The sequence below is a fragment of the Arthrobacter sp. Y3221048 genome (assembly GCF_059092685.1).
In genome coordinates this window covers 299,327-313,397 of sequence record NZ_JBNHHX010000002.1, presented here as the reverse complement: position 1 = coordinate 313,397, position 14,071 = coordinate 299,327, and the positions used below count along the sequence as shown (strand labels likewise).

At 68.3% G+C, this 14,071-nt stretch carries 12 protein-coding genes and 1 tRNA gene; 11 read left to right on the top strand and 2 right to left on the bottom strand.

Annotation, left to right across the window (positions count from 1 at the left end; translation table 11 throughout):
* Positions 1 to 96 precede the first annotated feature (96 nt).
* The 6 genes from AC5RVS_RS06085 to AC5RVS_RS06060 all read left to right on the top strand — a co-directional run bounded on the left by AC5RVS_RS06085 (position 97) and on the right by AC5RVS_RS06060 (position 7,039).
* Positions 97 to 1,893: an ABC transporter ATP-binding protein gene (locus AC5RVS_RS06085; RefSeq protein ID WP_494107519.1), complete on the top strand. Its 1,797-nt coding sequence runs from the start codon at positions 97 to 99 to the stop codon at positions 1,891 to 1,893.
* A complete protein-coding gene (locus AC5RVS_RS06080) occupies positions 1,890 to 3,698 on the top strand; it encodes an ABC transporter ATP-binding protein (RefSeq protein ID WP_494107518.1) in 1,809 nt (602 codons plus the stop codon). Before AC5RVS_RS06085 ends, AC5RVS_RS06080 begins: the two co-directional genes overlap by 4 nt.
* 100 nt (positions 3,699 to 3,798) lie before the next feature.
* A tRNA-Pro gene (locus AC5RVS_RS06075) sits at positions 3,799 to 3,875 on the top strand.
* Positions 3,876 to 3,994: 119 nt separating this feature from the next.
* On the top strand, positions 3,995 to 5,152 hold the full coding sequence (locus AC5RVS_RS06070; RefSeq protein ID WP_494107517.1) for an FAD-dependent monooxygenase: 1,158 nt from the start codon (positions 3,995 to 3,997) through the stop codon (positions 5,150 to 5,152).
* 87 nt (positions 5,153 to 5,239) lie between these two features.
* Positions 5,240 to 5,803, top strand: a complete 564-nt coding sequence (locus AC5RVS_RS06065; protein WP_494107516.1) for a hypothetical protein — start codon at positions 5,240 to 5,242, stop codon at positions 5,801 to 5,803.
* 180 nt (positions 5,804 to 5,983) lie between these two features.
* Entirely contained in the window at positions 5,984 to 7,039 is a 1,056-nt protein-coding gene (locus AC5RVS_RS06060) for an AI-2E family transporter (RefSeq protein ID WP_494107515.1), read from the top strand.
* A 16-nt stretch (positions 7,040 to 7,055) separates the two neighbouring features.
* Here AC5RVS_RS06060 and AC5RVS_RS06055 read toward each other — a convergent pair whose 3' ends face one another.
* A complete protein-coding gene (locus AC5RVS_RS06055; protein WP_494107514.1) occupies positions 7,056 to 8,012 on the bottom strand; it encodes a phosphoribosylaminoimidazolesuccinocarboxamide synthase in 957 nt (318 codons plus the stop codon).
* Between the two features lie 13 nt (positions 8,013 to 8,025).
* Positions 8,026 to 9,339 carry a phosphoribosylamine--glycine ligase gene (gene purD / locus AC5RVS_RS06050; RefSeq protein WP_494107513.1) on the bottom strand — a complete coding sequence of 438 codons (1,314 nt, stop codon included), beginning with the start codon at positions 9,337 to 9,339 and terminating at the stop codon, positions 8,026 to 8,028.
* A gap of 67 nt (positions 9,340 to 9,406) precedes the next feature.
* On the opposite strand from purD, the gene AC5RVS_RS06045 reads away from it, so the two are divergent.
* The 5 genes from AC5RVS_RS06045 (at position 9,407) to purM (ending at position 13,996) form a co-directional block, all read left to right on the top strand.
* Complete coding sequence (locus AC5RVS_RS06045; RefSeq protein WP_494107512.1) at positions 9,407 to 10,411, top strand: asparaginase; 1,005 nt, start codon at positions 9,407 to 9,409, stop codon at positions 10,409 to 10,411.
* 18 nt (positions 10,412 to 10,429) lie between these two features.
* A complete protein-coding gene (locus tag AC5RVS_RS06040) occupies positions 10,430 to 10,792 on the top strand; it encodes a sterol carrier family protein (protein WP_493989553.1) in 363 nt (120 codons plus the stop codon).
* Positions 10,793 to 10,802: 10 nt separating this feature from the next.
* Positions 10,803 to 11,258, top strand: a complete 456-nt coding sequence (locus tag AC5RVS_RS06035) for a hypothetical protein (RefSeq protein ID WP_494107511.1) — start codon at positions 10,803 to 10,805, stop codon at positions 11,256 to 11,258.
* Positions 11,259 to 11,330: 72 nt separating this feature from the next.
* Entirely contained in the window at positions 11,331 to 12,884 is a 1,554-nt protein-coding gene (purF, locus tag AC5RVS_RS06030; protein ID WP_493989555.1) for an amidophosphoribosyltransferase, read from the top strand.
* Positions 12,881 to 13,996, top strand: a complete 1,116-nt coding sequence (purM, locus tag AC5RVS_RS06025; RefSeq protein WP_494107510.1) for a phosphoribosylformylglycinamidine cyclo-ligase — start codon at positions 12,881 to 12,883, stop codon at positions 13,994 to 13,996. The genes purF and purM overlap by 4 nt, the downstream gene beginning before the upstream one ends.
* The last annotated feature ends 75 nt before the right edge of the window (positions 13,997 to 14,071 follow it).

Here is a 14,071-nt window from a genome sequence, read left to right as displayed (position 1 = left end):
CGCGCCGGGCCGTCGGTGATCGACGCCTCAACCCCGGTCGCTAGGATAGTTGCTGCGGTACACGAAGCCTCCGAACCACTGCGATGAATCGACCACATGACTGAGTTATCCCTCTGGCGCTCGATCGCCCGGCTCAAACACTATGTCCGGCCCATCCTCCCCCGGCTGATCCTGGGATTCTTCAGTGCCCTCGGTGCCAGCCTGGTGGCGCTGGCCATCCCCCAGGTCTTGCGCGGCCTGGTGGATACCATCCATACCGGCGGCCACCCCTCGGAAGTCTGGGGCCCCGCCGTCGTCATTGCCGTTCTGGGTTTGGCCGAGGCCGCCCTGGTGTACCTGCGGCGCGTGTTCGCGATCGCCCCCGCCACGGACGTGGAGATGGGCATGCGCACCAGCTTCTACCGGCACGTGCAGCATCTGCCGGCCGCCTTCCATGACCGGTGGGGTTCGGGCCAACTGCTCTCCCGCGCCATGGCCGACTTGGGCCTAATCCGCCGGTGGCTGGCGTTCGGGTCGCTCATGCTGGTGGTCTCCTTCGTGACGGTGGTTGCGGGGCTGGCGCTGATGTTCGCGTTGAACCAGCTGTTGGGATTGATCTTCCTGGTCGCCGCCGTACCCCTTGTCTGGCAGGGGTTCCGCTTCCGCACCGCGTTCGGCGCTTCCTCCCGGCTGAGCCAGGACCAGGCCGGGGACCTCGCCACCACGGTGGAAGAATCGGTGCACGGCATCCGGGTGCTCAAGGCCTTCGGCCGCGGCAAGTACGCGCTGGAAAACTTCCACGGCCAGGCCGAAGAACTGCGCCAGACCGAACTGGCCAAGGCCCGCACGCTGTCCAAGTTCCTGGCCACCGTTGTTTCGCTGCCCGATCTGGTGCTGGGCGCCGCGTTGGTCATCGGCATCATGCAGGTCTCCGGCGGACACATGACCGTGGGCGACCTGGTCGCCTTTTTTGCCACCGCCGCCGTGGTGGCCGGGCCGGTGGAAGCGATCGGTTCCCTGATGGGCATGACCCTGACGGCGAAGACCGCCCTGGACCGGCACTTCGACGTGATGGATACGAAGAACACCATCACCGACCCGGACGTACCGGCGCCGCCCGGCTCCGTGCGCGGGGAACTGCGCCTGTCCGACGTCGTCTTCCGCTATCCCGACGCCGCCGCGGACGCGCCCCCGGTCCTCAAAGGCGTGGACCTGCACGTGCGTGCGGGGGAAACTTTGGCGTTGGTCGGGGTCACCGGCTCGGGCAAGAGCACCCTGCTGCAGCTGATCCCCCGGCTGTACGAGGTCACCTCCGGCGCCGTGCACCTGGACGGTACGGATATCCGTCGTTTCCCGCTGGCCGAGCTGCGCGGCCATGTGTCGGTGGCCTTCGAGGATTCCACGCTGTTCTCCACCTCGGTCCGGGACAACGTGCTGCTGGGGGCCCATCGGAACGGCGAAGATCCAGAAAAACTGCTCTCCCGGGCGCTCGAGGTGGCGCAGGCCCGGTTCGTCTACGACCTGCCGCAAGGCGTGGATACGCGGATCGGCGAGGAAGGGCTGAGCCTGTCCGGCGGGCAGCGGCAGCGGATCGCGCTGGCCCGGGCCATCGCGGCCCGCCCGGCCGTGCTGGTGCTGGACGACCCGCTCTCGGCCCTGGATGTGCGGACCGAAGAAGCGGTGACGCAGCGGCTGCGGGAAGAGCTGCGCGGCACCACCACCGTGATCGTGGCGCACCGGCCCTCCACCGTGGCGCTGGCCGACCGGGTGGCGTTGCTGCAGGACGGCCGGATTGCCGCCCTCGGCAGCCACTCGGAACTGCTGCGCAGCAGCACACACTACCGGTACGTGATCGCCTCGCTGGCGGCCGAGCCCACCGTCGAAGACGTCCTGGACGCGAAGGAAGCCCGATGAGTTCCATGACCGGAGTCGCCGGCGAAGACAACATCAACCTGGACCAGGCCGACCGCAAAGCCGTCAGGCGGCGCTCGTTGCGCCTGCTCGGCGAACTTGTGTCTCCGCACAAGCGGCTGTTCGCGCTCTCGATTGTGCTGGTGGTGGCCAGCAATGCCGCCCGGGCAGCCGGTCCGGTGCTGGTGGCCTTCGGCATCAACAATGCGCTGCCGGCCTTCACCGGCGGCGACGCCACTCCCCTGGCGTTGGTCGGCGCTGCCTACGCCGCCATCGCAATTGCCGGCGGATCCCTGCTGGCGGCCTACATCTACGTCACCGCCCGGCTCAGCCAGGCCATGCTGCTGGCCCTGCGGGTCCGGGTCTTCCGGCACACCCAGCGGCTGAGCCTGGAGTTCCACGAAACCTACACGTCCGGCCGGATCATCTCCCGGCAGACCTCGGACCTGGAGGCGCTGCGGGAACTGCTGGACAACGGCGTCACCCAGCTGACCTCCGGCGTGATGTTCATGCTCTTCACGGCCGTCAGCATCGTGGGACTGGACTGGAAGAGCGGGCTGATCATCCTGGTCGCCGCCATCCCCATTGCCTTCGTCACCCGGTGGTACCAAAAGGGCTCCGAGCTGGCCAACCGGGCCTCCCGGGTGGTGTCCGCCCGGTTGATCGTGCACTTTGTGGAAACCATGACCGGCATCCGGGCGGTCAAGGCCTTCCGCCGCGAGCAGGAGAACTCCGGGCGCTACAACGAGCTGGCCGCCGACTACCGCGGCGCGACCCTGAGGAACATCAAGTACTTCGGCGTGCTCCAGCCGGTATTGAACGGCGTCGGCAACCTGACCGTGGCCGTGGTGCTGCTGATCGGCGGCTTCCGGGTGCTCGACGGCGACCTTGCCATCGGCACCCTGGTCGCGGTGCTGCTGGCCACCAAGCAGGTCTTCCGCCCCACCGAACAGATCGCCATGTTCTACAGCTCCTTCCAGTCCGCGGCCTCCGCGCTGGAGAAGGTCTCCGGGCTGCTGGAAGAAGAGCCGACCATCGTCCCCCCGGCCCGGCCGGTTCCGCTCAAGGACGCCCGCGGCGCGATCCGGTTCCGTGATGCCGTCTTCGGCTACGGGGACGGCCGGGTGGTGCTGCCCAGGCTGAACCTGGACATTCCCGCCGGCCAGACGGTCGCCGTCGTCGGGCAAACCGGAGCCGGCAAGTCCACCGTGGCCAAACTGATCGCCCGCTTCTACGACCTGACGTCCGGATCGCTCACCCTGGACGGCATCGAGCTGCGGCAGCTGTCCAACGAAGACCTGCGCCGCGCCGTCGTGATGGTCACGCAGGAAGCGTTCCTGTTCAGCGGCAGCGTCGCGGAGAACATCGCCCTGGGCAACCCGGAGGCCAGCCGCGCACAGATCGAAGACGCGGCCCGCGCCGTCGGCGCCCACGAGTTCATCCTGTCGCTGCCCGAGGGTTACGACACCGACGTGAACAAGCGCGGCGGCCGCGTCTCGGCCGGCCAGCGGCAGCTCATCTCCTTCGCGCGCGCGTTCCTGGCCGACCCGGCCGTGCTGATCCTGGACGAAGCCACCGCGTCGCTGGACATCCCCAGCGAGCGCCAGGTCCAGGAAGGCCTGCAGACGCTGCTGGGCAACCGCACGGCGCTGATCATCGCGCACCGGCTCTCCACCGTTGAGATCGCCGACCGGGTGCTGGTCATCCACGAGGGGCGGGTAGTCGAGGATGGCTCGCCGGCGGAACTGATCGCCGGCGACGGCCGCTTCGCCCAACTGCACGCCGCGTGGAAGGACTCACTCGTCTGACACCGGCCGGGCCGCCGTCGATTTCTCCTTTGGGGGCTGTCTCCGCTATCCTTGAACAGTTGCTTTCGCGGCCGTCACGACGACGGCGGGGCAACGGTATCGGGGTGTGGCGCAGCTTGGTAGCGCGCGTCGTTCGGGACGACGAGGTCGCAGGTTCAAATCCTGTCACCCCGACCAATCACTTAGAACTCCCGCTGCTCATCGGAGCAGCGGGAGTTCTTGCTTTTCCGCTCGCGGAACCGGTTTGTACCGGAGGAAAGTTGTGAACCCGGCCCTAGAGCGGGAAGTATGGTCCCATGGGGTCATTGCAGCGCTCGGCGCTCATCGTAGGGGCCGGAATCGGCGGGCTCGCCACTGCGCGGGCCTTGCAACGAACCGGCTGGAAAGTCCACGTGGTCGAACGCGCCGGAACGCTGCAGCAGCTGGGCACCGGGTTGACGATCTGGGCCAACGGGACGCGCGCCCTGCAGCGCCTCGGCGTACTGGACGCGTTTGAAGGGGCCTCCCTCCCCGTCGGCGGCAGCTCGCACGACCAGTTCGGAAACGTGCTGTCCACTTTCAGCAGCGAAGACCTGCGGCAGCGCTACGGCCACCCGCTGCGTTCCATCCACCGCTCCGACCTCACCACGCTGCTGAACGACTCGCTCTACGTCAACACGGTGCACCTGGGTCTGCAGGCGGTGAAGTTCCGCCGCGATCCGCACGGCGGGACGGTCACGCTGAACAACGGCGGCTCCCTCCACGCCGACCTGGTGATCGGCGCCGACGGCTTGCGCTCGCTGGTCCGCCACGACCTGGTCGGAGACGGCGCCCCGCGCGCCTCCGGCATCACCGCCATGCGGGCGGTCTGCCCGATCGGCGATCTGGATCCCGACTGGCTGCCGTGGGGCGAGTCCTGGGGCAACGGGGAAGTCTTCGGCATGGTCCCGCTGCCCGGTGGCCTCATCTACTGGTACGCCACCATGCCCAATGACGCGTTGGCGCAGGACGACGAAGTCCTCTGGCGCACCCTGGCCCTGCAGCGCTTCGAGGGCTGGCACCCGGCCGTCCGGGCGGTCATCGGCGCCACGAAGAGCCAGGACATCATGGCGCACGAACTGTTCGACCGGAAACCCGCGGCTGTCTGGTCCGGCAGCCACGCCACTCTGGTGGGCGACGCCGCGCACCCCATGTTGCCGTTCCTGGGGCAAGGTGCGGGCCAGGCCCTCGAGGACGCCGTCGCGCTGGCCGACGCGCTGGCCGCCGACTGGGACATCACCACGGCCCTGCGCAACTACGAACGGGCCCGGGCCCCGCATGCCGCCAAGGTCGTCGAGCGCTCGCGCAAGATGGCAGGCATGGCACGGCAGCGGAAACCGTGGAAGCAAAAGCTCCAGCGGACGTTGATGAGCAAGGCGCCGCAGGCCCTGGTCTTCAAGCAGTTGGACGACGTCGTCGGCCGCGTCGACAAGTGACCCGGGGCGGCGCCGCAGCGCCCTCACCATTGACTCTGCCCGCGCCACGTACTGGAATGGAAGATAACTCCGTCAGCAGGGGTGTCGATGTTCCTCGCAGAGTTCGCGCAGCTGGCCGTGGCAACGGTCCTGCTTGCCGCCGTGGTTTTCCTAACCTCCTACGCGGTTGAACGCGGCCTGCGCCGCCGTCCCGATCCGGACACGGCCTTCTGGTACTGCTTCTCCGGGCTGTGCTGCGCCCTGGCCGTAGTACTCGCCGCCGCGGTCGCCTTCCCGGCCGCCGTGCCGCTCTGGTTGCTGCTCGCCGCCGGCTGCGCCGCGCCCGCCGTCTGGCGGATCAGCCGTTCAGCCGCCGCCGCCATCCGCTACCAGGACACGCGGGACTGGCATGGCGCCGCGGCTCAACACGACGCCCTCCGGGCCCGCTGGCTGGCGTACGAACTGGATCCGGCGCTGGCCATCGACTACCCGAACATGTCCGACGTCTCGCGCCCGGAAACCGCTGCCATGCTTCGTGCCCTGAAACGTGCGGACGCGCTGCGTTCCCTGGGGCCCGCTAACGACGGCGGTGCCAACGCCTATCCCGCGGCCGTCGCCGAGGCCGAGGTTCGGCTTGCGGAAGCCCTGCGTGCCTCTGGCCACAGAAGGTAGCCGGAAAGCCCGTTCACCACGGTCGCCCGCACCGGCAGGCGCAGTGCCATCTTTGGGTATGATCTCGCGCATGGCTTTTCGCGCGGGTCGGCAGGTTAACCAATGAGGCGCCCCCATCACCGCGCCGGTTCGCGCGGATGGACCGGCGTCCGGCGGGGAAATCCGCCCAAGCAACCGGTAGTGCCGGTAGCGCTGCGGACCAGGCCCTTCAAATGGGCATTCCTTGCCAGCCTCGGTGTGGGAGCCGGCGCAGCCGTGCTGAGCGCCATCATGTCCTTGGGGTCTGTGTTGGTGTATATAGGACTGGCATTCTTCATTGCGCTGGCCTTCGAGCCCGTTATCCGCTGGGCCACCTCGAAAGGTTCTCCCCGGTGGGCTGCTGTCCTCGGCATCATGACACTCAGCATCGCCGCCGTGATTGCGCTGTTCCTCATCATCGTCCCGGCGCTGTCCAGTCAGATCCTTTTGCTCATCAACTCGGCCCCGTCGATCGTCGACGGCTTCCTTGCCCAGCCGCGGGTTCAGGACGGCATTGACTGGGTCGGGTCGAGCGTGGATGTGGAAGGCCTACTGGACCAAGCTGTCACGTTCATTTCCGATCCAGGCAACCTGTCTGCGCTCGGCAGCGGCCTGCTGTCCATCGGATCCACTGTGGTGAACGGCGTGACGGCGGTGATCGTGGTCACCATTCTCAGTCTGTACTTCACATCCACCCTCCCGGCGACCTTAGACAAGGCATACCAGGCTGTTCCTCGGTCCAGAAGGAAGCGGACCGCTGAGCTCGCGGATGAAGTCTTTCTGACGGTGGGGCGCTACGTAGCAGGCCAACTGGTATTGGCCCTGGTCAATGGGCTGTTCGTGTTCACTGTCCTTAGCCTCTTTGGCGCGTCATTCCCGCTGTTCCTGGCCCTGTTGGCCTTCGTGGGTGCCTTGATTCCGGTGGTCGGCACCATAGCGGCCTATGCCGTCATCACGGTCTTTACGCTGATGGTTTCACCTGCCACGGCTCTCGGCGTTGGTCTCGTCCTGCTGGTCTATGCACAGATCGAGGCTTATGTTTTCACCCCTCGCGTGATGGCCCGTGCTGTTGCGGTCCCCGGCGCCTTGGTGATCATCGCCGCGATCGCGGGCGCCACGCTCGGCGGAATCCTCGGCGCTCTCGTCGCTGTCCCGGTCGCCACCGCCGCGGTGCTGATCTACGAACGGGTCCTCGTTCCCCATCAGCAACAAGCGTAGGCGGCGCCGCTGCCGGTCAGCTGAACGTCCGGCCGGTGAGCCGTTCGTAGGCCTCGACGTAGCGGGCCCGCGTCTTCTGCACGATCTCCTCCGGCAGGGCCGGCGGCGGGGTGTTCGAATTCTTGTCCCAGCCGGAGTCCGGTGACGTCAGCCAGTCGCGCACGAACTGCTTGTCGAACGACGGCTGCGCCTGGCCCGGCTCATAGGTTTCCGCATCCCAGAAGCGCGAGGAGTCAGGGGTCAGCACCTCGTCGCCCAAGGTGGTCTCCCCCGTCGTCGGGTCGACGCCAAACTCAACCTTGGTGTCCGCGAGGATGATTCCCCGCTCCCGTGCGATGGCTTCGGCGCGCGTGTAGATCTGCAGGGTCTTCTCGCGCAGCAGGGCGGCGGTCTCCGCGCCGACGGTCTGGACCACGGCGTCGTAGGTGATGTTCTCGTCATGCTCGCCTACTTCGGCCTTGGCCGAGGGGGTGAAGATGGCGGGCTCCAGCCGGGAGCCGTCCACCAGGCCGGCGGGCAGGGGCAACCCGCACACGGTCCGGGATTGGCGGTACTCGGCCAGTCCCGACCCGGTGAGGTAGCCGCGGGCGATGCATTCCACCGGGTACATGTCCAGTTTCTTGCAGACCATGGCCCGGCCGGCCACCGCGTCGGGCACCTCGGTGGACACCACGTGGTGCGCCACCGGGTGGTCCCCCTGGGCGAGCTGTTCGAACCACCACAGGCTCAGCTGGGTGAGGATCCGGCCCTTGTCCGGGATCTCGCTGGACAGCACGTGGTCGTAGGCGCTGATCCGGTCGCTCGCCACCACCAGCACGGTGTCGTTGCGCCGGTCCAACAGGCCCTCGGCGGCAATATCGTCACTGGCCGTCTCCACCTGCTGCTGGGCGGCCGGGACGTACAGGTCGCGGACCTTGCCGGAGTAGACGTGCTTCCAGCCGGGCAGTTCGAGTACTTCGGGGGCAAAAGCCATGGTTTGACGGTCCTCAGTCTCTCTGTGCGCCGGCCCGGGAGTTCGTGCCGGCCGCGGGCACCTTGATCTTGCCCTCGGCGGCCAACAGGGCAATGTCGTTGCGGTACTGCGACCCCTCCAGGCTGATGGCTTCGATGCCTTCGTAGGCACGTTCGCGGGCTTCCACCAGGTCTTCACCCAGCGCGACGACGGCGAGCACGCGCCCGCCGGCGCTGACCACCTTGCCGTTCTCGTCCAGGGCGGTCCCGGCGTGGATCACGTGCACGTCGGTCAAGGCGTTGGCTTTCTTCAGGCCGCGGATCCGGTCCCCGGTGCGCGGAGTTCCCGGGTAATTCTCCGAGGCCAACACCACCGTTACGGCAGACCGCTTGGACCAGACCAACTGTTCGGCGTCGTCCAGTTCCCCCTTGGCGGCGGCCAGCAGCAGCCCGCCCAGCGGAGTGCGCAGCCGGGCCAGTACCGCCTGGGTTTCCGGGTCCCCGAAGCGGGCGTTGAATTCGATCACCCGCACGCCGCGGCCGGTGACGGCCAGCCCGCAGAACAGCACACCCACGAACGGGGTGCCGCGGTGAGCCATCTCGCGGATGGTCGGCAGCGCCACGCGGTCCATGACCTCGTCGACGAAGCCGGGCGGCAGCCAGGTCAGCGGGGTGTAGGCGCCCATGCCGCCGGTGTTCGGGCCCTCGTCGCCGTCGTAGATCCGCTTGAAATCCTGCGCCGGTACCAGCGGAATGGCGCGTTCGCCGTCGGAAATCACAAACAGGGAGACCTCCGGGCCGTCGAGGAATTCCTCGATGACCACGGAACCGCCGGCATCGAAGCAGGCCTGGGCGTGCGCCAGGGCGGCGTCGCGGTCTTCGGTCACCACCACGCCCTTGCCGGCCGCCAGCCCGTCGTCCTTGACCACATAGGGGGCCCCGAACGAATCCAGGGCTTCGGCCGCTTCCTCGGCGTTGGTGGCCACGTGCGCCATGGCGGTGGGCACGTTCGCGGCGGCCATGACCTGCTTGGCGAAGGCCTTGGAGCCTTCGAGCCTGGCCGCTTCCTTGCTGGGGCCGAACACCGGGATCCCGGCCGCGCGCAGGGGGTCGGCCACGCCGGCGGCCAGCGGGGCCTCCGGGCCCACTACCACCAGGTCGGACTCCAGCCGCCGGGCCAGCTCGGTCACCGCCACCGGGTCGCTCGCATCCACCGGGTGCGTGGGCACGATCTGCGCGATGCCGGCGTTGCCTGGGGCTGCATGCACCTCGGTGACAAAGGGATCGGCCAGCAGGGAACGGATTATTGCGTGCTCGCGGCCGCCGGGGCCGATCACAAGTACCTTCACAAGGAACTAGCCTACTGGGCGCGGGGCGGAGCCTCGAAGTTGTTGCACCGGCCCCTAAACTAAGTCCATGCCCGAGACATTCAAAGCCGCGGACGCCGTGGAACTGGCCGTCGTTGAACGCAACGGTTTCATCGAGTCCCGCCACCTGGGCTCCGCGGTGGTCATGGCCGCGGACGGCACCGTGGTGACCGAACTCGGCGACATCACCGCACCGATCTTTCCGCGCTCAACCCTCAAGCCCTTCCAGGCCCTGGCGGCCATGCAGTCCGGCGTCCCGCTGCGCGGCGACCAGGTGGCCCTGGCCTGCGCCAGCCACGTGGGATCGCTGGAGCACATGGACGTGGTGGAGGGCATGCTCAAGGCCGCCGGCCTGACCGAAGCCGATCTTCGCTGCCCGCCGGCGTGGCCCCAGGACGAGCAGGCGCGCGGCTGGCTGGTCCGCACCGAACGCGGCCAGCAGCGGCTGTCCTTCAACTGCTCCGGCAAGCACGCCGCCTTCCTCTGGGCCTGCGTGGAGAACGGCTGGAACACCCACACCTACCTGGAACCGAACCACCCCCTCCAGCGCCGCGTGATGGAAGTGATCGAGGAGTACGCCGAGGAAAAGATCGAGCACATCGCCGTCGACGGCTGCGGCGCCCCGGCACCCGCGGTGTCGTTGACCGGCCTGGCCCGGGCCGTCGGGAAGCTGGCGAAGGCGCCGGCGGACAAGAACGCCGATGCCCGCGCCGCCACTATCGCCACCGCCATGCTGGACTACCCGTGGGCGGTGCACGGCTGGGGCCAGGAAAACACCGTGGTGATGGAGGAGTTGGGGGTCGTTGCCAAGTCCGGCGCCGAGGGCGTGATCGTGATGGGCGCACCCCGCGGCGTCTCGGTGGCGGTGAAGATCCTGGACGGCAGCGGCCGTGCCGCGTCGCTGATTGCGCTGACCCTGCTGGCCGCCTGCGGCGCCGTCGACGTGGAGAAGGTCGGCGCGGTGCTGGAGGACGTGGTCAAGCCGGTGCTGGGCGGCGGCCAGCCCGTCGGCCGGTTGCGGCTGGCACCGCCCATGGTCGCGCTGCTGGACTGAGCGAGGAAGGACCTTTTGATGGGAGTACGACGCCGGATCCCGGCTCAGGAGGGCACCGCCGCCCTGGGTGCGTGGCGGGGCGGGGCCACGGACCGGAAGACCACTGCCACGGCGGTGCGGTACGCCTTGGAGGAACTGGCCGAGCGTGCCCCCGGCAACAGCGTGGAGGTGCGGGTGCCGCCGTTCGGCGTCGCCCAGTGCATCGAGGGCCCCCGGCACACCCGGGGCACACCGCCGAACGTGGTGGAAACCGACCCCGCCACCTGGTTGGCCCTCGTGACGGGCGCGCTCGGGTGGGACGCCGCCGTCGCCGAGGGCAAGGTGGCGGCCTCCGGGCTGCGGGCCGAACTGGCGGACAGGCTGCCGCTCTTCGCCCGGTAGGCTGGAATGTATGACTTCTGAGCAAGAACCGGCTCGCGACCGCAGACCCATCGAGCCGGAGCGCCGCGACGTCACCGTTCGCCGGGCGCCGAAGTTTGCGCCCTTCATCTTTGTCTGGGCCGTGCTGGGCGTCGTGCTGGCCGCCGTGTCCGCTTACACCGGGCCGGAGAACGAGGAGTTCACCCGCGGCACCGTTTTCGCCTTCCTGGCCGTGCTGTTTGCCTTGGGCGGCATCCTGGTGGGATCGCTGCTGTTCCTGCTGATCGACCGGGCCAGCGTCAAGCGCGCGAAGCACGTGACGGCGGTTGCCGAACCGGGGCAGGAAGATTCGGCGGACCCCGCAGCGGATCCCTCGGGCCCCGCCGACCTTCCGGAGACGCCCGGTGACCGGGCCGGAAGCACCGCCATCACCCGCGAACGGGACGGCGAAACCGACGGCGACGCCGAGGGCGAACGCACGGCGTAACCTGCCGGCGGGCGCCCGTAATGCCCGTCACCTCGGTGAGGCCGCGCGCCGGGCGCATGAGAGAATAGGCGGGTGGCACGCGGTGACGGAAAACTCTCCCATGAACTTCTCCCCGGCGAAAAGGGACCCCAGGACGCCTGTGGCGTTTTCGGCGTCTGGGCACCCGGAGAAGAAGTTGCAAAACTGACCTACTACGGCCTGTACGCCCTGCAACACCGCGGACAGGAGTCCGCCGGTATTGCCACCAGCGACGGCAAACGCATCAATGTCTACAAGGACATGGGCCTGGTCTCCCAGGTCTTCGACGAAACCACACTGAACACGCTGAGCGGGCACATCGCCGTCGGCCATTGCCGCTACTCCACCACCGGCGGCTCCACCTGGGCGAACGCGCAGCCGACGCTGGGCGCCACCGCCACCGGCACCGTGGCGCTGGCCCACAACGGCAACCTGACCAACTCCGCGGAACTGTACGAGAAGGTTCTGGAGAAGTTCGGCAAGCCCGACCGCGGCGAACTGGCCCAAGGCAACACCACGGACACCGCGCTGGTCACCGCGCTCATGGCCGGCGAGGAGGGACAGACCCTCGAGGAGCGTTCCCTGGAGCTGCTGCCCAAGCTGCGCGGCGCTTTCTGCTTCACCTTCATGGACGAAGGCACGCTGTACGCCGCCCGCGACCCGGCCGGGGTCCGCCCGCTGGTGCTGGGCCGGCTGGAGCGCGGCTGGGTGGTCGCTTCCGAGACTGCTGCGCTGGACATCGTGGGCGCATCCTTCGTCCGCGAAGTCGAACCCGGCGAATTCATTGCCATCGACGAGAACGGTCTGCGCTCCCAGCGCTTTGCCGAGAAAAAGCCTGCCGGGTGCGTCTTTGAATACGTCTACCTGGCTCGCCCGGACACCTCCATCAACGGCCGCAGCATCCACGCGGCCCGCGTGGAGATGGGCCGGAAGCTCGCCAAGGAGCACCCGGCCGAGGCCGACCTGGTGATTCCGACGCCGGAATCCGGAACACCGGCTGCCATCGGCTACGCCGAGGCGTCGGGCATTCCCTATGGCCAGGGGCTGGTCAAGAACGCCTATGTGGGCCGGACCTTCATCCAGCCCAGCCAGACCATCCGCAAGCTCGGCATCCGGTTGAAGCTGAACCCGCTGCGGTCAGTGGTGCAGGGCAAGCGGCTGGTGGTGATCGACGATTCGATCGTCCGCGGCAACACCCAGCGGGCCCTGGTCCGGATGCTGCGGGAAGCCGGGGCCGCCGAGGTGCATGTGCGCATCTCGTCCCCGCCCATCAAGTGGCCGTGCTTTTACGGCATCGACTTCGCCAACCGGGCCGAGCTGATCGCCAACGGCATCGGGGTCGAAGATGTCAGGGCGTCACTCGGCGCCGACAGCCTGGGGTACATCTCCGAAGAGGGCATGATCGAGGCGACCGAACAGCCCCGCGAGCGGCTGTGCACCGCGTGTTTCACCGGCGAGTACCCGATCGAGCTGCCGTCCGCGGACCGCTTGGGCAAGAACCTGCTGGAACGCAGCGACGCAGAACAGGAACACGGCTCGTGCGACCCCGGGCCGGATTCGGAACTGGAGAAGCTCCTGACCGCCGACGACAAGAAAGAGCGAGTATGACCTCCCCCGAACAGGGCCAGATCACCTACGCCAGCGCCGGCGTCGACGTAGAGGCAGGCGACAAGGCCGTCGAACTGATGAAGGGGGCCATCAAGGCCACTCACAACGCCAATGTCATCGGCGGGGTCGGCGGTTTCGCCGGCCTGTACGACGTTTCGGCACTGCTGAAGTACCGCAAGCCCCTGCTGGCCACCTCCACAGACGGGGTGGGCACCAAGGTGGCCATCGCCCAGGCCATGGACATCCACGACACCATCGGTTTCGACCTGGTCGGCATGGTGGTGGACGACATCGTGGTGGTCGGGGCAGAGCCGCTGTTCATGACCGACTACATCGCCTGCGGCAAGGTAGTTCCGGAGCGGATCGCAGACATCGTGCGCGGCATCGCCGCCGCCTGCGAGGTGGCAGGCACCGCACTGGTGGGCGGGGAGACCGCCGAGCACCCGGGCCTGCTGGGCGAACACGAGTACGACGTTGCCGGCGCCGCTACCGGCCTGGTCGAAGCCGACGACCTGCTGGGCCCGGAGCGGGTCAAGGACGGGGACGTCGTCATCGGCATGGCCTCCTCCGGCATCCATTCCAACGGGTATTCCCTGGTTCGCCGCGTGATCAACCATGCCGGCTGGGCGCTGGACCGGCAGGTCAGCGAGTTCGGCCGGACGCTGGGCGAGGAACTCCTGGAGCCCACCCGCGTCTACGCGGCGGACTGCCTGGATCTGGCCCGCTACGAAGCTGCCGGCGTCCACGGCTTCAGCCACGTTACCGGCGGCGGCCTGGCCGCGAACCTCGCGCGCGTGCTGCCGCAGGGACTCATGGCCACGGTAGACCGTTCCACCTGGGAGCTGCCGGCCATCTTCAAGCTCATCGGCGAGCTGGGCAACGTCCCGCAGGCCGACCTGGAACGGACGCTGAACCTCGGCGTCGGCATGGTTGCCATTGTGGACGGCGCCAGTGCCGATGCCGCCGTGCAGCGCCTGAACGAGCGCGGCGTGCCCGCGTGGGTGATGGGACAGGTGGGTCCCGCTGACCCGGCCCTGGGCGGCATCGACTTTGTCCAGGGCGCCAAGGGCGTCGACGGCGGTGCCGTCCACTTGGTGAACTCCTACGCCTAGGCCCGCCCGGACACCGGACCGCCCCTGCACCGCGAACGCGCCGGTGCAGGGGCGGCTTTGTTTCCCGCATACCCA